At 39.2% G+C, this 22883-nt stretch carries 21 protein-coding genes; 13 read left to right on the top strand and 8 right to left on the bottom strand.

Annotation, left to right across the window (positions count from 1 at the left end; all coding sequences use genetic code 11):
• Nucleotides 1-55 precede the first annotated feature (55 nt).
• From ACIQCO_RS10810 to ACIQCO_RS10795, 4 genes are all read left to right on the top strand, one after another.
• Complete coding sequence (locus tag ACIQCO_RS10810; protein ID WP_400428372.1) at nucleotides 56-1276, top strand: metallophosphoesterase family protein; 1221 nt, start codon at nucleotides 56-58, stop codon at nucleotides 1274-1276.
• Nucleotides 1277-1296: 20 nt separating this feature from the next.
• The gene (locus ACIQCO_RS10805; protein WP_400428370.1) at nucleotides 1297-4299 is read left to right on the top strand and encodes an AAA family ATPase; all 3003 of its coding nucleotides are present in this window, start codon (nucleotides 1297-1299) and stop codon (nucleotides 4297-4299) included.
• Between the two features lie 51 nt (nucleotides 4300-4350).
• Nucleotides 4351-5295, top strand: coding sequence for a 3'-5' exoribonuclease YhaM (gene yhaM / locus ACIQCO_RS10800; RefSeq protein ID WP_400428369.1), 945 nt, complete (start codon nucleotides 4351-4353; stop codon nucleotides 5293-5295).
• 102 nt (nucleotides 5296-5397) lie between these two features.
• A complete protein-coding gene (locus tag ACIQCO_RS10795; RefSeq protein ID WP_066084139.1) occupies nucleotides 5398-5577 on the top strand; it encodes a sporulation YhaL family protein in 180 nt (59 codons plus the stop codon).
• A gap of 39 nt (nucleotides 5578-5616) precedes the next feature.
• Here ACIQCO_RS10795 and ACIQCO_RS10790 read toward each other — a convergent pair whose 3' ends face one another.
• Complete coding sequence (locus tag ACIQCO_RS10790; protein WP_400428366.1) at nucleotides 5617-6477, bottom strand: peptidylprolyl isomerase; 861 nt, start codon at nucleotides 6475-6477, stop codon at nucleotides 5617-5619.
• A gap of 232 nt (nucleotides 6478-6709) precedes the next feature.
• Complete coding sequence (locus ACIQCO_RS10785; protein WP_007084261.1) at nucleotides 6710-6889, bottom strand: hypothetical protein; 180 nt, start codon at nucleotides 6887-6889, stop codon at nucleotides 6710-6712.
• A 201-nt stretch (nucleotides 6890-7090) separates the two neighbouring features.
• Between ACIQCO_RS10785 and ACIQCO_RS10780 the strand changes: the two genes are divergently transcribed.
• Nucleotides 7091-7429 carry a DUF1878 family protein gene (locus ACIQCO_RS10780; RefSeq protein WP_400428364.1) on the top strand — a complete coding sequence of 113 codons (339 nt, stop codon included), beginning with the start codon at nucleotides 7091-7093 and terminating at the stop codon, nucleotides 7427-7429.
• A 7-nt stretch (nucleotides 7430-7436) separates the two neighbouring features.
• Here ACIQCO_RS10780 and ACIQCO_RS10775 read toward each other — a convergent pair whose 3' ends face one another.
• A complete protein-coding gene (locus tag ACIQCO_RS10775) occupies nucleotides 7437-8012 on the bottom strand; it encodes an HTH-type transcriptional regulator Hpr (protein ID WP_400428362.1) in 576 nt (191 codons plus the stop codon).
• A gap of 258 nt (nucleotides 8013-8270) precedes the next feature.
• Here ACIQCO_RS10775 and yhzF point away from each other — a divergent pair, with 258 nt between their 5' ends.
• Nucleotides 8271-8462: a membrane protein YhzF gene (yhzF, locus tag ACIQCO_RS10770; protein WP_400428360.1), complete on the top strand. Its 192-nt coding sequence runs from the start codon at nucleotides 8271-8273 to the stop codon at nucleotides 8460-8462.
• A 59-nt stretch (nucleotides 8463-8521) separates the two neighbouring features.
• Here yhzF and ACIQCO_RS10765 read toward each other — a convergent pair whose 3' ends face one another.
• Both ACIQCO_RS10765 and ACIQCO_RS10760 read right to left on the bottom strand, forming a co-directional pair.
• On the bottom strand, nucleotides 8522-9049 hold the full coding sequence (locus ACIQCO_RS10765; protein WP_400428358.1) for a tryptophan transporter: 528 nt from the start codon (nucleotides 9047-9049) through the stop codon (nucleotides 8522-8524).
• Nucleotides 9050-9196: 147 nt separating this feature from the next.
• The gene (locus ACIQCO_RS10760; RefSeq protein WP_400428357.1) at nucleotides 9197-9616 is read right to left on the bottom strand and encodes an HIT family protein; all 420 of its coding nucleotides are present in this window, start codon (nucleotides 9614-9616) and stop codon (nucleotides 9197-9199) included.
• 585 nt (nucleotides 9617-10201) lie between these two features.
• Between ACIQCO_RS10760 and ACIQCO_RS10755 the strand changes: the two genes are divergently transcribed.
• The 3 genes from ACIQCO_RS10755 (at nucleotide 10202) to ACIQCO_RS10745 (ending at nucleotide 12970) form a co-directional block, all read left to right on the top strand.
• Nucleotides 10202-10942: an ABC transporter ATP-binding protein gene (locus ACIQCO_RS10755; protein ID WP_400428354.1), complete on the top strand. Its 741-nt coding sequence runs from the start codon at nucleotides 10202-10204 to the stop codon at nucleotides 10940-10942.
• Nucleotides 10935-12146 carry an ABC transporter permease gene (locus ACIQCO_RS10750; protein ID WP_400428351.1) on the top strand — a complete coding sequence of 404 codons (1212 nt, stop codon included), beginning with the start codon at nucleotides 10935-10937 and terminating at the stop codon, nucleotides 12144-12146. The genes ACIQCO_RS10755 and ACIQCO_RS10750 overlap by 8 nt, the downstream gene beginning before the upstream one ends.
• A 101-nt stretch (nucleotides 12147-12247) precedes the next feature.
• Nucleotides 12248-12970, top strand: coding sequence for an EcsC family protein (locus ACIQCO_RS10745; RefSeq protein ID WP_400428348.1), 723 nt, complete (start codon nucleotides 12248-12250; stop codon nucleotides 12968-12970).
• Nucleotides 12971-12988: 18 nt separating this feature from the next.
• Here ACIQCO_RS10745 and ACIQCO_RS10740 read toward each other — a convergent pair whose 3' ends face one another.
• The 3 genes from ACIQCO_RS10740 to ACIQCO_RS10730 form a co-directional block, all read right to left on the bottom strand.
• Nucleotides 12989-14167, bottom strand: coding sequence for an amidohydrolase (locus ACIQCO_RS10740; protein ID WP_400428346.1), 1179 nt, complete (start codon nucleotides 14165-14167; stop codon nucleotides 12989-12991).
• Between the two features lie 193 nt (nucleotides 14168-14360).
• On the bottom strand, nucleotides 14361-15758 hold the full coding sequence (locus tag ACIQCO_RS10735; RefSeq protein WP_400428344.1) for a hypothetical protein: 1398 nt from the start codon (nucleotides 15756-15758) through the stop codon (nucleotides 14361-14363).
• Between the two features lie 164 nt (nucleotides 15759-15922).
• Entirely contained in the window at nucleotides 15923-16420 is a 498-nt protein-coding gene (locus ACIQCO_RS10730) for an antibiotic biosynthesis monooxygenase family protein (RefSeq protein ID WP_400428341.1), read from the bottom strand.
• 221 nt (nucleotides 16421-16641) lie between these two features.
• On the opposite strand from ACIQCO_RS10730, the gene hemE reads away from it, so the two are divergent.
• The 4 genes from hemE (at nucleotide 16642) to ACIQCO_RS10710 (ending at nucleotide 22820) form a co-directional block, all read left to right on the top strand.
• The gene (gene hemE / locus ACIQCO_RS10725) at nucleotides 16642-17688 is read left to right on the top strand and encodes a uroporphyrinogen decarboxylase (protein ID WP_400428339.1); all 1047 of its coding nucleotides are present in this window, start codon (nucleotides 16642-16644) and stop codon (nucleotides 17686-17688) included.
• Between the two features lie 351 nt (nucleotides 17689-18039).
• Entirely contained in the window at nucleotides 18040-18975 is a 936-nt protein-coding gene (hemH, locus tag ACIQCO_RS10720) for a ferrochelatase (protein WP_400428337.1), read from the top strand.
• Between the two features lie 36 nt (nucleotides 18976-19011).
• Complete coding sequence (gene hemY / locus ACIQCO_RS10715; RefSeq protein ID WP_400428335.1) at nucleotides 19012-20454, top strand: protoporphyrinogen oxidase; 1443 nt, start codon at nucleotides 19012-19014, stop codon at nucleotides 20452-20454.
• Between the two features lie 212 nt (nucleotides 20455-20666).
• Entirely contained in the window at nucleotides 20667-22820 is a 2154-nt protein-coding gene (locus ACIQCO_RS10710) for a YhgE/Pip family protein (protein WP_400428333.1), read from the top strand.
• Nucleotides 22821-22883: the final 63 nt, after the last annotated feature.

The following is a 22883-nucleotide window of genomic DNA, read 5'->3' as shown; positions in this document are numbered from 1 at the left end:
GCATTCGTTTTTCGGAAGTGCTACAATGGAGAAAAGACGATGAAAGGAATTTTTTATGAAAAAAATTTCGTTTGTACATGCAGCGGACCTGCATTTGGACAGTCCGATGGTCGGATTAAGTCATTTGCCAACAAGCATCTTTACAAGAGTGAAAGAAAGCACCTTTACCGCATTAAGAAAACTTACGGAGACAGCAATCGACCAACAGGTTGACTTTGTTATTTTAGCAGGTGATTTATTCGATGGAGAGGACCGCAGCTTACGCGCACAATCACGCTTTCGGACGGAAATGCTGAAGCTGGCAGAAAAGGAAATCCCCGTTTATATCATCTTTGGTAATCACGATCATTTAAATGGTTCATGGGTCCATCTTGAAATGCCCCCGAATGTTCATGTTTTTCAAAGTGAGGTAGAAGCAAAGGTCCTGCAGACAAAGAGCGGCGAAATCGTTCATCTTTACGGCTTCAGCTATCCGACTCGGCATGTATTTGCTAGAAAAATAGATGATTATATGAAGAATTCAGGGGCTGACTTTCATATTGGCATCCTTCACGGCAATGAAAGTTCGGGGACGGAGCATGATAACTATGCCCCCTTTTCTGTTAGCGACCTACAGGAAAAAGACTATGATTATTGGGCCTTAGGCCATATCCATAAACGAGCAGTCTTGTCTGAAACCCCTCCAATTATTTATCCAGGCAATATTCAAGGTCGAAATAAGAAGGAAACTGGCAGTAAAGGGTTTTATCATGTCACGTTAACTGAACTTGAAGCAAAAAAAGACTTTGTAGAAACGTCAGATATCGTTTGGGAAAAAGTTGATGTTGATGCCGCTTCAGCTAGTAGTTTTCACGATGTTCTTCAATTATGTCAATCTACCATTGCACACTTTAGAAGGGACAAAACAGGAACACTATTAACACTTTTATTGAAAAATATACAATTGGAAGATGACCAAGAAAAAAGAAGCTTGAATAGTGAGCTTTTAGATCTCCTGTTAGAAGAGGAAAAAGAGGAAGAGTCATTTGTATGGGTAGTGGATTTAACCATCACGGAAAGTCAGCAAATTGACAAAGAGCAATTGAAAAAGGAGGCAAATTTTTATGCGGAGCTTTTTGAAACCATAGATCATTATGATGATATAGATAACTGCTTGGCTCCCCTGTATGAGCACCAACTTGGGAGAAAATATTTATCTCATTTACTTGTGACAGAGCAGGAAGAGCTAATTGAAAAAGCAGAGAAATTGCTAATTGAATTACTTTTTCAATCTTAATAGAATGGAGCAGAGGCTGATTGAAAATTCTTGAGATGCACATATACGGCTATGGCCAATTAGAGAATATTAAAATTACGAACCTTGCCGATTTTCAGGTTTTCTTTGGCGAAAACGAGGCTGGCAAGTCCACAATTATGGCCTTTATCCATGGCATATTATTCGGTTTTCCAACTAGACAGCAATCTGAGCTCCGCTATGAGCCAAAACATGGCAGCAAATATGGCGGCAAAATCAGAATTCATCATGAAGAGCGGGGTTACGCTGTTATCGAGCGTGTTAAAGGGAAAGCGGCAGGCGATGTTAAGGTAGTCATGGACAATGGAATTATTGGCGGCGAGGAACTGCTTAAGGAATTAGTAGCGAACTTTGATAAAAGCTTATTTCAGGCTATTTATTCCTTCAATTTAAATGGACTGCAAAACATCCATCAAATGAAAGGCGAAGATATTGGTAAATTCCTGTTTTCTGCGGGAACATTAGGAACAGAACGGTTGTCAAAAACCGAAACAGTCCTCCAGAAAGAGCTGGATTCCCGCTTCAAGCCCTCAGGAAAGAAACCACTATTGAATGAAAAATTACAAGCCCTTCATGAACTAAATGGAGAATTGAAAAGAGCAGCAGCAAAAAATAATGAATATGAAAACCTGATTGAAAAAGGAGAAAGCCTCCAGCAGGAAATGATAGCGATAAACAGACAGCTTGAAGTAATTGGGGAAAAGGTCGAAAAACTAAATGAATGGAAAAGAATAGAATCGATCGTAAAAGAAGAAAAATGGACAAGGAAAGAGCTTGACGAGCTGGGAGAATTCGAGTTCCCTGCGCGCGGTATTGAAAGACTCGAAAAAATAAATCAGCTTATCCATCCATATAACGCCGAGATCATCAGCATCACCACAAGGATAGAAAACTTGAAAAAAGAATTAGCTGCGCTTCAGCCTGAGGAAGATTTCCTTGAAAACGAGCCCGCTATCGTAACATTACTTGATCAAGTTCCACTTTATGAACAAATGAAGCTTGAGAAGCAGCAATGCGAAACAAAACTAGTAGAGTTTGAAGAAAAACTGTCCGTTACAAAAGAGAAGCTTCATCTTCCACTAAATGAAGAAGATATATTTGAAATTAATACAAATATTTATATGAAAAGTCAGGTAGAAATGGCTGTTAGGAAAAGACAAAAACTAGTTGAAGTAAAGGCAGAGTTAGAAGAGCGTTATCTTGAAGAAAAAAACCTGTTAGAAGAAATGGAAAAGGGGGTTCGGGCGGCAGAGAGCCGAATTCTTGCTAAGCAGGATCGGTTACTGCTTGAGGAAGAAATAAGTTACGGAAATGATAAGAAGGGTTTAGAAGGGGAATTAAAGGCCTTACAAGACAAAATTGAATTCTATCAACTGGCAAATGAACGGGATAAAGCCTCAAGGGCAAGCATTAAAAAGCAAAAGAGGGTTCAGTTTTTTCTCATCGGGTTGATATTAGTTGGGCTGACATTATACAGCATACTAACAAAGCAGTGGGATGTTTTATTTTTAGGAGCCTTGGGCTTTATTGTCATTGCCATTTTTATGACAAAAAGCTCGAAGCAGCCGAAAGAAGAGGAAATGAATCAAACGCTAGATGATTTAAGGGAAAAGGAAAAGCAGTTAATCGAAAAACTCCATGCAGCTGAATATAAGGATATCACAAAGATTGAGGAACAATTAAAGCTCGATAATTACCGGAGGGAAGAGCTGCAAATCTTAAAAATCAAGCTTAAACAGCAGCAATCCCAATATGAAAAGATCATTGCAAAATTTGAAGAATGGGAATTGGAGTCGGATCAAAATAAAGAAAAGCTGATATCCATAAGCAATGAATTAAAGATACCAGAATATTTTGCTACAACCTTTTTGCTAGAGGCTTTTGAACTGATTGAACAATATAAATCAGCCTGCAGAGAGAAAAAGCAATTACTTTCAAGACTGGCGCAAATTAACCAGCAACAAAACAAATTAGTAGAAGATCTTAATCACTATGAGAATCGCTTTTTACTAGAAAGAGGGTTAGATTTACAAAATTCCGCATATTTATTGCGAAACAAGCTTAAAGAAGAGCATGAAAAGCAAATAAAGTGTCAAGAGAGACGGACAAAGCTTACCGACCTTGAAGCAGATTTAAAACAAAAGTCACAGGAGCGAGACCATCTACAGTCAGAATATAACAAGCTAGTTAATGCTGCAAAGGTAGAAACTGAGCAGCAATTCTATGAACTTGGTGCAATAGCTGAAAAACGAATTAAGCTTCTCGAAAGACTTGAAAACATCGAAAGTCAGCTTGCGTATTCGATACTTTCCAAACAGGTTAGGGAAACATTTTTGTCCATTCATAATAGCGATCAATTAATAACTGAATGCCATCACGAAGCCCAATATTTACAATCAAAATTAAAAAAGCTCCAGGAGGAACAAGCATCAATTAAGTACGAAATTCAACTACTAGAAGATGGCGGTGTTTATTCAGATATCCTTCATCACTACAAGCAGAAAAAATTTGAATTAGAAGAAGCAGCGAAAGAGTGGTCGGTTTATTGCTTAGCTCAGGATATCTTATCGAGTACGATTGAAAAATATAAAAGTGTCCATTTACCAAGGATGCTTGCAAAAGCGGAAGAATACATGTCATTTCTTACTAATGGCAGCTATCAAAGAATTCACCTTCAAAAGACAGGCCCTGGTTTCTTGGTTGAACGCGAGGACCGTACCCTATTTGAAGCGAATGAGCTAAGCCAAGCAACGACGGAACAGTTATATGTATCAATCCGTCTGGCATTGGCGGCCACGCTTTATGAAAACTATCAGTTTCCAATTATTATCGATGATAGCTTTGTCAATTTTGATGCGAAAAGAACGCAAAAAGTGATTGAACTGCTTAAAAAGATGGAGCGGAATCAAATCTTATTTTTCACTTGTCATGCACACTTACTCAAGCTTTTCCGGAAGGAAAATATTTTTTCATTAGAAAAAGGTGCTGTTCAGATAATTTCATAGAGTGTTAGTTGGATATGTTATACTCTTACTATGGGAAGGAGCGTGAATAGGTTGGGCAAAGGAATTTTAACTTATGATATAGGAGCACAGGTTGAATTATTTCTTCTAATAAAAAGTTCAACAAAAGGGACTGCGAGTAACGGAAAGCCGTTTTTGACGTTAATTCTGCAAGATCAAAGTGGTGAAATTGAGGCGAAACTCTGGGATGCGGGTGAAGAAGACGAAAAGAATTATGCAGCCCAGAATATTGTCAAAATAGTTGGGGATGTGCAAAGTTACCGCGGGAAAAGTCAGTTGAAAATTCGCCAAATACGGAGAACTGGACCTGCCGATGGTGTGAAGCTCGACGATTTCCTTGAGACTGCGCCAATAAGCCAGGAAGAAATGGTCAGTAAGCTAACCCAGTATATTTTTGAAATGAAGAATCCTAACATCCAAAGGATTACCCGCCACTTAATCAAAAAGCATCAAAAGGCCTTTTTGGAATACCCGGCAGCAACTAAAAATCATCATGAATTTGTTTCTGGGCTTGCTTATCACGTTGTGAGCATGCTTGATTTGGCCAAGGCGATTGCTTCTTTATATCCTAGCCTTGATAAGGACTTGCTATATGCCGGAGTTATTTTACATGATATGGGTAAGGTAACGGAGTTATCGGGACCGATTTCAACGGTATATACGATTGAAGGGAATTTGCTTGGACATATTACCATTATGATTAATGAAATCGGCAAAGCGGCTGAAGACCTTGGCATTTCTGGGGAAGAGGTACTTATTCTCCAGCATCTTGTCCTTAGTCACCATGGAAAGGCCGAATGGGGAAGTCCGAAACCACCATTAATAAAGGAGGCAGAGATTCTTCATTACATTGATAACCTTGATGCAAAAATGAATATGCTTGACCGTGCATTAGAAAGAGTGAAACCTGGTGAGTTTTCCGAGCGAATTTTTGCCTTGGATAACCGGTCATTTTATAAGCCTGTTTTTCATAAATAACCCTAAATGGGTTATTTTTTTTATCGGAAAAGAATATTTTTGTGATAGCCGAATAAGTTGTAATAAAAAGTGGACAACCACTGTTGAAGGGAGCAGGAGAAATTGACTATACCAATTTGGATTTATGCAGTTGTGGTTGGAATTGCTGTAAGTGCACTAATGGCAATCAAAACAGGCAGAGAAGAGCGGCAGTTAGAGCTTGAAAACATTGAACAAGAAGGGGAAATCTATATTAAACGCTTGGAGCAAGAAAAGGAAATGCGCCGGGAAGGAGAAGAATAAAAAAAGGAGGGACTCATGCCCAGAGTCTCTCCTTTTACATTATTGTTGTGCTGATGGTTGTGGCTTAAGCGCGTCTTTTAAGTCTTTGTCGCTTACTTTTACGTTTGCGTCTTTAAGTTCACGCTGCATTGCTTTATTAATGTCTTCGTTTGTTAATTTCTTTGATTTAACTTCCTTTTCAAGCTCTTTCTTCATTTCTGCAAATGGCTTTTTCTCTTTCTTTTCTGTTACTTGGATAATATGATATCCATGTTCTGTCTTAACTGGTGCACTAATTTCATTAACCTTAAGAGCATATGCTGCCTTCTCAAATTCAGGAACCATTGCTTTAGGACCAAACCAGCCTAAGTCACCGCCATTTTGTGCGGAACCTGTATCTGTTGAATATTCCTTTGCTACTTCGTCAAATTTAGCGCCGCCATCTAGCTTTTTCTTTACTTCATTTGCTGTAGCTTCATCCTTAACAAGTATATGGCGAGCCTTTATATCAGGATATGTATCGTAATAATCCTTTAATTCTTTTTCAGTTACCTTAACGTCTTTGAGTGCCGCTTGTTCTTGCATCATGCCAAGCTTCATCGTTTTCTTTAAATCATCTTCGCTCTTATAGCCATATTGGGCAAGGGTAGCTTCAAAATTTGCTCCTAGGTCAGCTTTTAATTGATCAATTTTTTCATTTAGTTCTTTATCCGTTACTTTGTATTTCTTGGAAAGAACTTTTTCAAATACAAGCTGTTGAAGGGCTTGGTCTCCGTACTTCTCCTTCATCGTCTTGTAAAGCTCATCTTGTGTAACATTTCCTGCCTTGCTTTCTGCAACTGTAGTAGAACCGCTTTGACCACAAGCGCCTAATGTAAGAACGCCGCCAGCTAATGTGAGGGCTAATATCCATTTCTTCATGATGAATCTCTCCTAAATAGTAAATTTCTTGTGAGTTAATTTGTCCACAATGTTTACTATAACATAAATGGGAACCACTGCAAAAATATAAGCAGTGTTAGTTTATTAAATTTTCGCAACAGTTTGTAACACAAACGAAAAGCGATGAGGCATACCTCATCGCTTCGATTTTTTAGCGGATTGTTTGCTATAGGCATAAAACCAACTATTCAGTCTTACCTTAATAATTGGATTATGTATATAAAATTTCCAGGTAGGAAGAGATTAGTAAGATTGTGATAAGAACATTAATGGTGCGAAACACCTTATGTTGGTTTTCTTCCGGGATTTCCTTTTGAATACAAAGAGAATTGGTCATTTTATTTACATAAAACAAGATAAAAATGGCAAAGACAATAAATACGGAGATCATCTATGATTCCCTCCCTGTTGTTCGTATTATTCTTTATACAATATCAAATATTACGAAAAAAAGATAGTTATAAAGAATGGAAGAATATAGAGTTTATTTAAATGATTATTTTTTAGATATTCAAAAAAAGGTTTACCCAAGCCTTTAAAAGGTTAATAATGAACTTAGTGTATTGTATCGGTTTGAAAAGAGGGCTAGTGTATGAATGAACATGAAATGCTATTGGAAAGAATTAATCTTCTTGAATATCATCAGAAGCTGTTAATAAAGCTGCTAAAAAACCCTGAGCTTAAATTTTATCAATTAATGATTGAAAACGGGATAACTGAGCAGGAAGAAGAAAAGTTTTATTATTTATGTGACGAATTGAGCATGAAATTAGAAGAACAAAAAGCGGAGGGGTATGTCTACTTTCAACCGCTTTTCGATGAATTATCAGCATCTTTACCAGCAAAATTGTCTATGAAAGAAGTAATAAATACATGCCTCGCTCAAAATCTCTATAAGCCTTTGTTTCAGGAGTTAGGAAAATACTTATAAAGAATTCTTAAGCAAGTTCTTGTTCTGTTTTTACAGCCTTTTTTAGTTTACCGTTTTCTTCAACTAACTCATTTTCAATATTATGGAAAGATCGCTCGAAAATGCCCATAAAATCGTCACCATAAATGTTGCGGACAATCGCCATCATTTCAATAATATCCGGAAATTTACCATACAAATCTCGCAGCGGCAAAGCGCCCGAAAATGCTGCATTTCCATCCGGTTCATAGGTTTCCAATAGTTGAAGTAAAATCTCTTCCCCCTGATCAGTGAGCTTAATGTACGTATTTCGTTTGTCATTCTCTTTCTTCGAAAATTTCAACAAGCCTCTTTCTTCTAACTTTTTTGAAAAATTAAAAGCTGTTGAGACATGCATAACCCCGAACTTGGCAACATCAGATATGGAAGCGCCATTTAAATGGTAGGCAATCCAAAGGATATGATGCTCATTAATATTTAAGTCAAAGGGTTTAATCCATTGCTGCCAGTCTTTCTCAATTGATTTCCATAAGGCTTTACTTAATTGCGCAATTCTTTGACTAAAGAGAAGCGCTTCCTTCATTGAATATTGTTTCTCCGTCATCCCTATTTTCACCTACTTTTATATTTCTCTATTATCATTATGCCAATAAAATAAAAATTAATAAAGATATAAATTCACAAAATCTTTAGAAATTGAGAAAAATTATGTTGGAATTTAAATTTTCAGAAACTTTAGCTGTTAAATTGTCCACACCTCTATATTTTTGAGGAGATACCTTGTTCATAGGAATGGACGGTGAAACATATAAATAGTTACAACAGTTGTTAGAAATTTCTAATACAGGTAGGGGGATAAAAAATGAAGAGTATCGCTGTGATGTTTTTTATCTTAAGTATTGTTCTGTTTTTGGGAACATGTAAATATATTTTGGATTTAAAAAGACCTGGTGTTTATCCACCTAAACAAGTCTTAAAGAAACGAGCAGCAGCATTAGCGGGTGGCGGAGGAATCTTCTTGCTGGCTGCTTTTATGCTGTCCTATTTTTTATAGAGATTTGAATTTAAGAAAAGAACCCAAGAGGGTTCTTTTCTTAATAATGATCAGTTGCATTATTTTTGAATGACGGAAGCTGAAGTTAATTTCGTTCTCTTAAAGATGGATTGTGCGATTGGATACAAAATAACCATTATTACGGTATTGAGTGCAATGGCTGGTAACACACCGGCTGCAAATAGTACGGCAAAAGTTTTTGGCAAACCTACAATGAAATAGGCAGATGCTAAAAACACCGAGCCTGAAACTAATGTTCCTAAAGCTGACAATACACCAACACTAACAATTGAGTTACGGTATTTTTTTAAAGCCAAAAACAAACCGAAAAATAGTAACGCGGTAACAGGCTTATCAATGATATTAGGAATTTGTCCGCCAGGGAATCCGGTTGTTAATGCAGATAATATTCCGGTCACAATGGACAGAAGCAGGACACTTTTGATCTCTGGAACAAGAATAATCCCTAAAAACATCATCGCCAGCATCATGTCTGGCTTAATACCAAAAAAGTTTGGTGTTACAGTGTGCAAGACTACCCCAATCCCGGCTAAAAGTGCTAAAATTACAAGGTTTTTCGTATTCATTTCTCATCTCTCCTCTGCTCTTCTAAGCAATGTTTGTTCCTCCCGCAGTGCACTCATTGCCTGCGGCGAAAAACTTACCATCATTATAACATATTAATATTATATTAATAAAGATATAATTTTCAGATAATTGTCTTACCCCGAGAATTATAGTTGATTATTAATAGCAGCAGCCATTTCCTGTAAGATTTGTGCTGAATAATCACTTTGATTGTTTTTCCAAACTGCCCCGAAACCATCCCCTTTTCCATAGCGCGGTATCAAATGCATATGGTAATGAAAGACGGATTGCCCCGCATGTTCTCCGTTATTATTGATGGTGTTTAAGCCAATCGGTTCAAATTCTCTTTTTAATGCGTTAGCAATTGCAGGAACCACTTCAAATAGATTTCTCGCCATTTCAGGAGTTAATTCAAATAAATTCTCTTTATGTACCTTCGGAATGACGAGAGTATGTCCTTTTGTCACCTGACTAATATCTAAAAAAGCCATGACATGCTCATTTTCAAATACCTTTGCCGCTGGTATTTCCCCGTTAACAATTTTACAAAAAATACAATCGCTCATGAATAACACAGCCCCTTCAAATCGTTTGTATTATTTTACCACAGGAGATAAAAAAGAAAAAGGCAGGATCCGCATGGAATCCTGCCCTCTCGAAGGGGAATTGCTTCAAAGGAACGTTCAATTAGGAGTGTTCTTTGATAAACACCTCATTTTCGTAGAGTGTTTTTTTATAAAGAGACATCATTGTTCAAGCTGACCATCCCCTATTTGTTTTTATTGGTTTTCCTAACCTTTAAAAACGGGTCGCGATCTGCGGTAAACACCTCATTTGCCGTTTATTTTTTTACGATAAACAGTTTGGTGTTGAACTCAAAATGGTTTTGATGCACAGTGTACAAAACAACCATCCCCTTATTTGAAACGATTGGAAGCTCACTTGTTTGAAATGTTATTGTCTTTAACAGACACCTCATTTCAAGTTTTGATGAATTTCTTCATCTTAGTCAGTTGTTTCCCCTTCGAATATTATGATGTCCGACAGCAAAAGAAATATACAAAAATATAACGAAAAAGTGAATCCCTATTTTTATTAGTTGTATTTTGGTAAAATAAACAATAATCATGTTATACGGAAGGACGTTGCCAATGTCTTTATTATCAATCGAAAATCTTGTGGGTGGATATACAAGAAACCCTGTGTTAAAGGATGTTTCCTTTGAGGTTCAGGAGGGGGAGCTGGTCGGACTTATAGGCTTGAATGGGGCTGGGAAAAGTACAACTATCAAACATATTATCGGCTTAATGGAGCCGCACCAAGGGGCAATTAAAATAAAGGGAAAAACCTTTACTGAAGACAAAGAAGCTTATCGACGGATGTTCACCTTCGTTCCGGAAACACCAGTTTTATATGAAGAACTAACACTGGAAGAGCATTTGCGGCTTACCGCCATGGCTTACGGTTTAGATGAGCCCACTTATAAGGAACGCGTTCCTAAGCTGCTGTCAGAATTTCGTATGGAAAAACGATTAAAATGGTTTCCGGCTCATTTCTCCAAAGGGATGAAACAAAAGGTGATGATCATGTGTGCCTTCCTCGTCCAGCCATCACTTTATATTGTTGATGAACCATTTGTTGGCCTGGATCCGCTTGGTATTCAATCACTGCTTGATTTGATGAAAAAAATGAAAGAAAACCGTGCTGGTATCTTAATGTCGACGCATATTCTGGCAACAGCGGAAAAGTATTGTGACCGTTTTATCATCCTGCATGAAGGAAAGATTCGTGCCAAAGGGACTTTGGAAGAGCTAAGGGAGCAATTCACCATGCCTTCAGCATCTTTAGATGATTTGTATATTCAATTGACGAAGGAAGAAAATTATGTTTGATGATAAAAAGCTTTGGAAGGAGCGGGCTGGCGGCCGCGTTAAAGATTTAGGAAGATATTTACGATACATATTTAATGGCCATCTTGTGATTGTGTTGTTGTTCCTGGTTGGAACAGGTGCGTTTTATTATCAAAAATGGATTGTAACACTCCCAGCTGGATTCCCTGCCGAACTCATTATCGCAATTCTTATCGGATTATTGTTGACGTACAGTCCTGTTTATAATTTTCTCCTTGAAGCGGATCAGGTATTTTTAATCCCGCTGGAAAATAAATTAAAGGGATACTTCCTGCGTTCCGGGGTAATAAGTCTGGCATTTCAAGGGTATATTCTCTTAATGGTTCTAGCAGTACTTATGCCGATGTATGCCCATATTAACAGCACAGGCTTTCGTTTATTTGTCCCATTCCTGGCTGCTTTGTTAATTGTTAAAGCCTGGAATATGGCCGTTGATTGGAGAATCCACTATTTCGTCCAGCCTTCTGTAAATAGATGGGACATGGTTGTCCGTTATTTTTTAAATGCAGTTTTTACGTATTTGTTATTAAAACAAGCAAACCTGCTATTCCTGTTGCTGATGGTTGTGGTCATGGCGTTTTATTATCGTTCATTTTTTGTTCGAACAAGAAATATGGGGCTCAAATGGGATAAATTAATTGACGGAGAAGAGAAGCGAATGGCTTCCTTTTACCGCCTCGCCAATATGTTTACCGATGTGCCGCAGTTAAAAGCTACCGTTAAAAGGAGAAAATGGCTCGACATTTTTATTAATCGAATCGCTTTTGCAGAGGACAAGACCTTTCTTTATTTGTTTTCACGGGCATTTTTGCGCTCATCGGATTATTTGGGGCTTTTTATCCGCTTAACGGTCATTGGCGCACTTGGTATCTATTTTATTTCTTTTGGCTTGGGGCAACTGCTGCTTAGCGTTTTATTTTTATATTTAACCGGGTTTCAACTGCTGCCCCTTTGGAATCATCATCAAAACAAGCTTTGGGTTGACTTATATCCAGTTGCACCAAAAAGTAAACTTGCAGCTTTCCATAAGCTAATGATGGTCATTTTATTAGTTCAAACGGCAATTTTTGCTTTATTTATCCTAATTAAAGGTGAAATATTGATTGCACTGTTAGTATTATTGGCAGGTGCTGTGTTTCGTTTTTTATTCGTTTATCTATACAGTAAAAAACGGTTGAAAGTATAGTTGGAAATCTCCTTTCGCAATGAAGGGAGATTTTTTTTGAAACTTTTGTGCGGATGCCGTCGTAATGTAGGTTAAGTTAGCGGAGAAGGGTGCGGAATTACATGAACGAATATGAATTAAAGGTTTACGAAGAAGTAGAAGAATGGAAACGGAAATTAATGAGACGCTCAGGAATGATGAATCGATTATCGAAAAAAGCCCAAGGGAAAATAAATGGCTGGATTCCCGAGAAGGTTCATGAGGTAATGACGGAGAGCATAAAGGCAATGGTAAAAGCCACCTTATTTGGTTCGCAGGCAACAACAATCAAAGATCAGGCACGCGGGTTAACACTTGCTGAAAGAGATGAATTGGCACCCAGGAAAATTGCTGCCTACCAGAAGACAGCAGTGGTAGAGGGTGCGGGAACCGGCGCGGGAGGAATACTACTTGGTCTCGCGGACTTTCCCTTATTACTCACCATTAAGATGAAATTTCTGTTTGAAGCAGCTTCCGTTTATGGTTTTAATACAAAAGAATATGAAGAAAGGTTATTTATTCTCCAAGTATTTCAGCTTGCGTTTTCAAGTAATGAAATTCGCAGAACTACATTATCCGATATTGAAAATTGGGAAAGCCGCAAACATGACCTGGTTGAAATGGATTGGCGAAAGTTTCAGCAGGAATATCGAGATTATATTGACCTTGCGAAGTTATTCCAGCTTGTCCCGGGTATTGGTGCGATTGTCGGTGCCTATGCCAATAATAATCTTTTAAAGCAGTTAGGTGAAACTGCAATGAACGCCTATCGCCTGAGGCTGCTGCAAAAATCCCCTGAACTATGAGTGTCAGGGGATCAAATATTATTCATTTCCGTGAATTTTAATTGCTGCTGTTCCCAGTGTTTTTGCAGCAATTAACATCGCGTTTTCATCGATATCAAATTTGGGATGGTGATGTGGATATCCTCCGGCGTCCCCAAGCGGTTTGGCACCAGTGAAAAAGAATGTTCCAGGAACCTTTTCTAAATAATAGGCAAAATCCTCGCCGCCCATTTGCGGCTCAGTTTCCTCGATTGTTTTCACCTCAGCAACATCTTCTGCGCAGGCGATTAAAAACTCAGTTTCTTTTGGATGATTAACAACTGCTGGGTATCCTCTGACAAAATCATAGCTATAGCTACAGTTGGTCGCATAACATGTGCCATGGATGACACGTTCGATTTCCTCCTCAATGAATGTTCGAACCTCTTCATTAAAGGTCCTAACCGTCCCAACAAGCTTAGCTTTATCTGCAATGACATTGAAGGCATTTTCCGCCATAAAGGATGCGACCGTAACAACGGCAGATTCCACAGGATTGACTCTGCGGCTGACAATTTGCTGAATATTTACAACAAGCTGTGAGGCGGTTACAATCGCATCTTTCGTTTTATGAGGCTGGGCCCCATGTCCGCCTTGGCCTTGAATTTCAATTTCAAAGCGATCGGCCGCCGCCATAATTGGCCCTGTCCGATATTGGATTGTCCCAGTCGGTTCTCCGGCCCATAAATGAGTGCCGAAAATGACATCGACTCCATCTAAACAGCCGTCCTCAATCATTGGTTTCGCCCCGCCTGGTGCATATTCTTCCGCGTGTTGATGAATAAAAACGTATGTTCCTTCAAGCTCGTCTTTAAGTTCATTTAATGCTTTAGCGAGCAGCAGAAGTGTTGCAGTATGGCCGTCATGTCCACAGGCATGCATAACGCCGGGCACTAATGATTTGTAGGGAACATCCTTTTCATCTTGGATGGGCAATGCGTCAAAGTCAGCCCGCAATGCAACTGTTTTACCCGGCTTACTGCCATACACCCTTGCAACAACGCCATTGCCGCCTACATTGCCTTTTACCTCTATATTCAGCTTTTTGTAAAAGGCTTGAATATATTTTGCCGTTTCATCTTCCTTAAATGATAATTCCGGATGCTGGTGCAGATATCTGCGAATCGCGACCATATCTTCATAGGAATCTTCTAATTTAGAAAACAACTTGTCTAGCATTAATAATCCCTCCAATTGTTTTATAGTATTTTCAAACTATTTTAACACTTTTCTCCAATTAAGACATTAGAAAACTCGCCGATTGGCGAGCCGTTAGGCGGTTCATTTAGGCGTAGTTGCACTTATGCCTGATGCGAAAGTTATACTTTCCTATCTGCTAAAAAAAGGCCGACAAAGTCAGCCGCTTTAAAAATTATATTAAAAACATTGCCGCAATTGTGGTTACAATGAGGCCAATCATGACCGGCACAAGGTTTCGTCTAGCGAGTTCGAATGGGTCGACGTTACAGATGGCGGCTGCCGGAATTAACGCCCAAGGGATAAGTGTACCGCCGCCTACCCAAATAGCTGCTATTTGCCCAAGTGCTGTCAGAGTGGCAGCACCTTTGCCAATTGCGACAGCAAATAAACTGGCAATCGATCCGGCAAGGAATATTCCCGAGAAACCGGAACCATCTAGTCCGGTAATAGCGCCAACCGTTGTCAAAGTAACAGCTCCAACAGCTTTACTTAAAGGAACCACACCTGCAAGGGCAACACCTAAATCATTGACGATTCCTTGCGATGCTTTTGGTAAATAGTCACCAATAATTTTTCCGAATCCGGAATCACCTAAATAGAAAAAAGCAGCGATTGGAATGACGGGCCCAAATACTTTAAATCCGAAGGTGAATCCTTCAATTAAATATTGAGTTGTTTTTTCAAGTCCCTTGTTTTTGTGACTTGTCAATGTGATCAATAAAAGAATTAGGATCGAGGTTCCGCCGATTAATGCAGTTGCATCTCCGCCAGCTAAATCGAGGATCGACATGGCTGCCACGTCAGCTGCAAATAATAAAGGAACGAGGATAGCGAAGAATCGTTTTTGGACGGTGGATAAAAGGTCCGGCTGGTTGGAAACTTCTGTCGGTGACTTCGATTCAACTGCCGGTGTTGTTTTCAGAACGCCCCGCTTCATATCCCTTTTTAAAAAGTAAAAGGCAGTTACGGTTGTCACAATTCCCATAATAAATACTAAGGGGATACTGGCATTAATAACGTCTTGGATTGGAAGTCCGGCAGCATCAGCCGTCAGTTTTGGTGCTGCCTGAATCACAAAGTCTCCCGATAAGGCAATCCCATGTCCGAATAAGTTCATCGCCATCGCAACGCCAAGCGCTGGAAGTCCTGCTCTAATCGCCACTGGTAGTAGGACAGCTCCTAGTAAAGCTACAGCGGGTGATGGCCAGAAGAACCAGGAAATGACCATCATTAGAATACCTATCGTCCAATAGGCAAGTGTTGGGTTGCGGATTAATTTTCGAAAAGGGGAAATCATGACATCATTTATCCCGGTTGTTGTTAACGTGTTGCTCATGGCGACGATGATGGAAATCACGAGAATAGTAGACAATAACTCAGTAATGGCGTAGCTAAAACTATTGAAGATACTGCTAATGGCATGACTTAAACTCCCGGTGGCCGTTATGGCAATTAAGAATATCCCGGCAATACAAACAATTGTCGTATCGCGTCTCATGATCATAACCCCGATAATAAGTGCAATAAAGAACACATATATCCAATGAAGAGTAGTAAGCTCGACAATCATACATTTTCCTCCTCTCTACTATCCATGGAACATGGGCATTCGCCCTGTTTGGATGTAATACAGAATATGAAAATTACAACAAGTGGTGAGGAGGGAGAAGGAAATTTTTAAAAAAATATATTAAAAAAATGGAGTAATTTACTCCATTCCAGTGGTAACAAAGCCTATTTGGTTATCGTATATTTGCTTACGTATGAGCCGCTTTCGAAAATCTTTGGCTGCAGGTTATTCACTAAAGCTTTAGTTTGGTGGGCTCCAAAAAAGGACTCGGAACTTTGCCACTTTTGATAGGATAGTTCATTTTCCCACACAGTCATGATGATATATGTATGGGAAGATAACGGGCGGAGGACTCGGTATCCTATAAACCCTAACTGATTCTCCACTTTACCGGCACTATTTTTCATTTGATGTTCAAATACGGGGCGTCCTTCTTCTGTCACTGGGATATGGTTCATGACCGCAAAGCCCTCTTTTTTTAATTCACCACTTGCTTTGAGCACTTCATAGCGGCGCGGTTCTTTAAAGAAGGTATTCCCCTTTGTTTCATGAAGCAATAAGGCTCCATTCTGATTGATCATTGTCACCATTACTTCATCTGGATATTTGTTTTCCATCTTTTTTAAAAAATCGAACGTTCCTGCGGTCAAAAAGATGTTCATATGTAAATTCCTCCCTCTTTATTGATTTTTTTATATTATACTCCCCATTGAGTTAAAAGTTGAAACTCTTGAAAGTTTTTTGACAGTTATTATCGTTATCTATACACAAATAGGATAAACAGATATAGTGGAGAGAGTTTACATCTAGCGAAAGTTTTTAAATTTATGCTGAATATATTAAAATGGAAAGCAGACATGTCTTTGAAAGGTGGATTTTATTCATGACTATAACAATTAATGAAACATTTTTAAAAGCAGCAAGAGGAGAGAAAACAGACCATGTACCTGTCTGGTATATGCGCCAAGCAGGGCGGTCACAGCCGGAGTACCGGGAAATTAAAGAAAAGTACTCGCTATTTGAAATCACTCATCAGCCTGAGCTATGTGCTTATGTAACACGCTTACCTGTTGAGCAGTATAACGTGGATGCAGCAATTCTTTACAAAGATATTATGACGCCGCTTCCTGCGATGGGCATGAATGTGGAAATTAAGGGTGGAATTGGGCCAGTAATTGACAATCCAATCCAATCACTAGCCGATGTTGAAAAGTTAACAGAATTACATCCAGAAGAAGATGTTCCGTATGTATTAGACACAATCAAGTTATTGACCAAAGAGCAATTGAATGTGCCATTAATTGGTTTTTCAGGGGCGCCGTTTACCCTTGCAAGTTATATGATTGAAGGCGGCCCTTCAAAAAACTACAATAAGACAAAAGCCTTTATGTACACAGAGCCTAAAGCATGGTTTGCCTTAATGGATAAATTAGGCGATATGGTTATTACATACGTGAAGTCGCAAATAAAGGCTGGAGCAAAGGCAATCCAGATTTTTGATTCATGGGTTGGAGCCTTAAATGTGGAGGATTACCGTTATTTCATTAAGCCTATTATGAATCGAATCTTTGCGTCATTAAAAGAAGAAAATGTTCCTTTAATTATGTTCGGCGTTGGAGCAAGCCACTTGGCATTAGAATGGAATGACCTTCCTATTGATGTCGTCGGGTTAGACTGGCGCTTGCCAATTCAACAGGCAAGAGCACTCGGCATTCATAAAACAGTTCAGGGCAACCTTGATCCTGCTATACTCTTAGCTCCTTGGGAGATCATTGAGGAAAGAGCAAAAGCAATCTTAGATCAAGGAATGGCACAAGACGGTTATATCTTTAATTTAGGTCATGGGGTATTCCCATCTGTTAAACCAGAAACATTGAAAAGATTAGCTTCATTCATTCATGAATATTCAGCCTCCAAATTAAGCCGCTAGCTGCTCGTCTGCAAGTGTTAAAATTGGTAAGCGGTCCAGTTTTTTGGCACAATAGAATGAGCTGCTTTTGAAGGGTCATTAGCATTAATAAGGAAAATGGCCCTTTTTTACCTAAAGGCTGTGTTAAAGAATATTGTTGATATTGATCACAATGTTGATTGGAGTGGAAGGCGCGAGACTCCTGCGGGAGCAGCGGGACAGGTGAGACCCCGCAGGCGCTTTAGCGCCGAGGAGGCTCACCGCCCGCCCCGCGGAAAGCGAAGCGCCTGGAACGGAAATCAACATTCACTTTTAACACAGCCTACCTAAAAAAGCAAACGCGAAGAGACTTAAAAATGAGGTGCAAGATAGATGACAAAAAAGAAAATGGGCCTGCTGGTAATGGCTTACGGAACTCCATATAAATTAGAGGATTTAGAGAGATATTATACGCATATTCGTCATGGCCGGAAACCAACTCCTGAGATGATTGACGAGCTTCGCAGTCGTTACGAAGCAATCGGCGGGATTTCTCCTCTTGCAAAAATCACCCTTGACCAGGCTGAAAAGCTTGAAGAGCACTTAAATAAAATTCAAGATCAAATCGAATTTAAAATGTATTTAGGGTTAAAACACATCGAACCATTCATTGAAGATGCTGTTAAACAAATGCATGAAGACGGGATTGAAGAGGCCGTAAGTATCGTCCTTGCGCCGCATTTTTCAACCTTTAGTGTCAAATCATACAACGGAAGAGCTGTAGAGGAAGCAGATAAATTGGGCGGGAGCTTAAAAATAAGAACAATTGAAAGCTGGTATGAGGAACCAAAATTTATCGGCTATTGGGCAAAAAAAGTGAAACAAGTCTTCGAACAGATGCCTCAAGAAGAAAAAGATGAGGCGGTGTTAATTGTTTCAGCACACAGCCTGCCCGAAAAGATCTTACAATTCCAAGACCCTTATCCAAAACAGCTTCAGGAAACAGCAGATTTAATTGCGGAACAAGCGGGAATAAAGAATTACCAAATTGGCTGGCAAAGTGCAGGAAATACTCCTGAGCCCTGGATTGGACCAGATGTACAGGATTTAACAAGGGATTTATTTAAAGAGCATCATTATAAAGCTTTTGTATATGCACCTGTCGGATTCGTCTGTGATCACCTAGAAGTGCTATATGATAATGATTTTGAATGTAAAAATGTGACGAACGAAATTGGAGCCAGCTACTACCGTCCGGAAATGCCGAATGCTAAGGAAGAATTTATTGATTGTTTGGCAGCTGTCGTTCTTAAAAGGGCAGTGGAATAAACATTGTAGGAAAATAAATGGAAGAAGGTGACGTCCGTGACGGAAGAAAAACAAAAGGTTGTCATTATTGGAGGAGGAATAACAGGGCTCGCGTCGGCTTTCTATCTTCAAAAAACAATTCGGGAACATAATCTACCAATCGAAATTCAACTAATAGAAGCATCACACCGTCTCGGAGGAAAGATGCAGACCGTCGTTCGAGACGGATACACGATAGAAAGAGGCCCTGATTCATTTTTGGCACGGAAAACAAGTATCATAAGACTGGCTAAGGAAGTTGGGATGGATGACCAATTAATTCCTAATTCTACGGGTAAATCGTATGTTCTCGTTAATGAGAAACTGCATTCTATGCCAGGTGGTTCCATCATGGGAATTCCAACGGAAATAGGGCCATTTATCACAACAGGTCTTTTTTCCATTCCCGGTAAACTAAGAGCTGCGGCTGATTTTATTCTACCCAGGTCAGAAAGTGGAAAAGACCAATCATTAGGTGAGTTCTTTAGAAGAAGATTGGGCGATGAGGTGGTTGAAAATTTAATTGAACCGTTATTATCAGGGATTTATGCCGGTGATATTGACCGCTTGAGCCTAATGTCCACGTTCCCGCAATTTTACGAGGTAGAACAGAAATACCGAAGCCTGATCATGGGAATGAAAAGATCCACCCCAACACAACCGAAAAAGCCTGAGAGTAAAGAAAAAACAAAAGGTGCTTTCTTAACCTTCAAGCCCGGTCTTCAATCGTTCGCGGAAGCGATAGAAGCAAAGCTGGATGCTAAATCGATTTTAAAAGGGCACCGTGTTGACAAGATTACCAAGGTAGAGCAAAAATATGAAATTTACCTTAATAATGGGGAAACAGTAAAGGCGGATTGTATTATTGCCGCCACCCCTCACAAGGTAACGCAAATGATGTTCTCTGATTATAGCTTTTTTGATCCATTTAAATCCGTTCCATCAACATCCGTTGCTACAGTTGCTTTAGCCTTTCCGAAGGAAGCAATAAAGAAAGATATTGACGGAACAGGATTTGTTGTTTCAAGAAACAGCGATTATTCCATCACTGCCTGTACTTGGACACATAAAAAGTGGGTTCATTCTACTCCAGAAGGGAAAGTATTACTCCGCTGTTATGTGGGGAGAGCAGGTGATGAAACGATTGTCGACCTTTCAGATGATCAAATCATTAAAATTGTGCTCGATGACTTAAAGAAAACGATGGATATCACGATGAATCCTGACTTTTCGCTTGTTTCCCGCTGGAATAATTCAATGCCGCAATATACCGTTGGACATAAACAACGGCTGACAACCATTTTAGAGCAAGTAAAAGGAGAGTTACCAGGGGTTTTCTTAGCTGGTTCTTCTTATGGAGGCGTCGGCATTCCAGATTGTATTGATCAAGGAGAGGCAGCCGTCCAGAACGTACTCGATTACTTAAAAGTGAACAATATTTCAAAAAAAGCTGTTAATTGATGACAGCTTTTTTTTACTTGCAAACTAATAAATATCGATGTATACTCTTAAAGTATTAACTGACTGAAATGTCCATACGGTCATTTACGGATATTTTATGTCAAGCTAAATGCGTATGTTTTAAGGATTATCACTTAAGATAATCCATATTTTTAGCAGAGGAATGACCAAATGAACAAAATAGTCAATGATATAAGAGGAGGTATTTAGGGATGAAAAACATCTTGTTAAAGGAAGAGCTATTGACGATTTTCAAAAATAAAAAATTGCTTATTCCCATAATCGCTGTTATGTTTGTTCCCGTTATGTATGCCGGAATGTTTTTATGGGCGTTCTGGGATCCGTATGACAAACTTGACGAACTGCCAGTCGCGGTTGTGAATCAAGACGCGGGAGCAACACTTGATGGGAATCACCTTAAATTGGGGGATGACTTGGTTGCAAAGCTAAAGAAAAGCAAGGACTTTGGTTTTGAATTTGTTGATAAAGAAAAAGGGTATAAAAAGCTAAACGACCAAAAATATTATATGGTCATTGAAATTCCGAAGGATTTTTCCAAGAACGCCACCACCTTATTGGATGAAAAGCCGAAAAAACTAGAACTGATCTATACGCCAAACGAAAGCTATAACTTCCTTTCAGCACAAATCGGCGCTACAGCAGCAGAAAAGATTAAAACAGCTGTTGCTGAAAAGGTAACCGAGACATATGCTGAAACGATGTTTGATAAAATTACCGAGCTTGCTGACGGCGTTGTAAAAGCAAGCAATGGTGCAGGTCAATTAAGTGACGGCTCAGTTGATTTAAATAAAGGCTCCAAGGATTTAAATGAAGGTCTTACGACTCTGGCTAAGAAGTCGATTGAATTTAACAATGGGATGAAAACAGCGGATGCAGGTTCAACTAAACTTGCTGCAGGCTCTAAGGAACTGCAAAACGGGTTAGCAATAGCAGATGCTAATCTGCCAGTGCTGATTGCTGGTACGAAAGAGGCATACTCGGGTGCCGAACAATTAAAACGTGACCTTCCAGCTGGGATTGCCGCTGGAATTGAAAAAGAATTAACCGGAAGTGTTGGGGAACTAAACAGTGGGATTGATCAGTTTAAGTCACAAATATCCGGGATGTTAGCAGCACAAATTGCAGAACAAACGATAACACAAGAAACAGAAAAAATGCAGAAATTAGCTCAAACCCTAATTGATAACAAGGTTGACCCGGCACTAGTACAAGGAATAATGGCTAATGAGCAAAAAAATGCACCAACGAAAGAACAGTTGCGGCAACAAATTTTATCAGAATTAAGCCCTAAACTTGATGCAGGCTTTAATCAATTCAAAACAGGGATTGATGAAAAATTAGCCGAATCATCGAATGGCTTGAAAGATAAAATTACAGCACAAACAAACCCTTATTTTGATCAATTGATTGACGGTATTGGTAAAATCAATGGTGGTCAGAAGGATCTACAAAAAGGTATCCATGATCTATATATAGGGTCAACCAAATTAAATAACGGTGTGGGCGATCTTTCATCCGGGATGAACCAATTAACGGCAGGTGCCTCCGCCATTACTTCTGGAGCAGGGCAATTGGCTGATGGTTCGAATCAATTAAAAGACGGAACAACAAAACTTTCAGATGGTGCCAAAGAGTTAGCAGATAAACTATCAGATGGGGCCAAAGAAGCCTCAAAGGTTCATTCTGATGATAAAACCTATAATATGATGGCAGATCCTGTAAAACTTGCTAACGAAAAAATAAATCATGTGCCAAACTATGGTACCGGATTTGCACCATACTTCCTTTCACTTGGCTTGTTTGTTGGTGCACTGCTGTTATCGATTGTCTTTCCGCTCCGTGATGCGGCGGTGGTGCCTTCAAGTGGATTTAACTGGTTTATTAGCAAGTTTTCGATTATGGCCGGTGTTGGGATTATCCAAGCCATAGTTGCCGATATTATTCTTCTTGCAGGGCTAGGTCTTGAAGTTCAAAGTATATCAAAATTTATTTTGTTCTCAATCATTACAAGTTTATCTTTTGTCGCGTTAATTCAGCTTCTTGTGTCGGTATTTTCTGATGCTGGGCGTTTTCTAGCAATTGTTATTCTTATTTTCCAATTAACAACAAGTGCAGGAACATTCCCGCTTGAATTAATTCCAAACTTCTTACAGCATTTTAACGCATTCCTGCCAATGACCTATTCGGTTCAGGGCTTTAAGGCAGTAATTTCAAGCGGCGATTTTAGCTTCATGTGGCAAAATTTTATGATTCTATCGAGCTTCCTGGTTGCATTCGCCCTTGTTACCATCACGTATTTTACAATGAGACATAGACATCAAAATAACCATTTAGTAAGTGAATAAGTTTCTAAACCAGCCGTCATGATTCGGCTGGTTTTTACTGTTTTTTGATTAACCATGAAATGT

The sequence above is a fragment of the Neobacillus sp. NPDC093127 genome (assembly GCF_044754175.1).
Lineage (GTDB): Bacteria > Bacillota > Bacilli > Bacillales > Cytobacillaceae > Neobacillus.
Note: the sequence above shows the minus strand (reverse complement) of the source record. Positions and strands in the feature narration are given on the sequence as shown.

Excerpts from the sequence above, each read along its gene's own strand:
- ACIQCO_RS10810 (WP_400428372.1), top strand. The coding sequence starts at position 56 with ATGAAAAAAATTTCGTTTGTACATGCAGCGGACCTGCATTTGGACAGT.
- ACIQCO_RS10790 (WP_400428366.1), bottom strand. The coding sequence starts at position 6,477 with ATGAAGAAATGGATATTAGCCCTCACATTAGCTGGCGGCGTTCTTACA.
- ACIQCO_RS10785 (WP_007084261.1), bottom strand. The coding sequence starts at position 6,889 with ATGATCTCCGTATTTATTGTCTTTGCCATTTTTATCTTGTTTTATGTA.
- ACIQCO_RS10780 (WP_400428364.1), top strand. The coding sequence starts at position 7,091 with ATGAATGAACATGAAATGCTATTGGAAAGAATTAATCTTCTTGAATAT.
- ACIQCO_RS10775 (WP_400428362.1), bottom strand. The coding sequence starts at position 8,012 with ATGACGGAGAAACAATATTCAATGAAGGAAGCGCTTCTCTTTAGTCAA.
- yhzF (WP_400428360.1), top strand. The coding sequence starts at position 8,271 with ATGAAGAGTATCGCTGTGATGTTTTTTATCTTAAGTATTGTTCTGTTT.
- ACIQCO_RS10765 (WP_400428358.1), bottom strand. The coding sequence starts at position 9,049 with ATGAATACGAAAAACCTTGTAATTTTAGCACTTTTAGCCGGGATTGGG.
- ACIQCO_RS10760 (WP_400428357.1), bottom strand. The coding sequence starts at position 9,616 with ATGAGCGATTGTATTTTTTGTAAAATTGTTAACGGGGAAATACCAGCG.
- ACIQCO_RS10755 (WP_400428354.1), top strand. The coding sequence starts at position 10,202 with ATGTCTTTATTATCAATCGAAAATCTTGTGGGTGGATATACAAGAAAC.
- ACIQCO_RS10750 (WP_400428351.1), top strand. The coding sequence starts at position 10,935 with ATGTTTGATGATAAAAAGCTTTGGAAGGAGCGGGCTGGCGGCCGCGTT.
- ACIQCO_RS10745 (WP_400428348.1), top strand. The coding sequence starts at position 12,248 with ATGAACGAATATGAATTAAAGGTTTACGAAGAAGTAGAAGAATGGAAA.
- ACIQCO_RS10740 (WP_400428346.1), bottom strand. The coding sequence starts at position 14,167 with ATGCTAGACAAGTTGTTTTCTAAATTAGAAGATTCCTATGAAGATATG.
- ACIQCO_RS10735 (WP_400428344.1), bottom strand. The coding sequence starts at position 15,758 with ATGATTGTCGAGCTTACTACTCTTCATTGGATATATGTGTTCTTTATT.
- ACIQCO_RS10730 (WP_400428341.1), bottom strand. The coding sequence starts at position 16,420 with ATGAACATCTTTTTGACCGCAGGAACGTTCGATTTTTTAAAAAAGATG.
- hemE (WP_400428339.1), top strand. The coding sequence starts at position 16,642 with ATGACTATAACAATTAATGAAACATTTTTAAAAGCAGCAAGAGGAGAG.
- hemH (WP_400428337.1), top strand. The coding sequence starts at position 18,040 with ATGACAAAAAAGAAAATGGGCCTGCTGGTAATGGCTTACGGAACTCCA.
- ACIQCO_RS10710 (WP_400428333.1), top strand. The coding sequence starts at position 20,667 with ATGAAAAACATCTTGTTAAAGGAAGAGCTATTGACGATTTTCAAAAAT.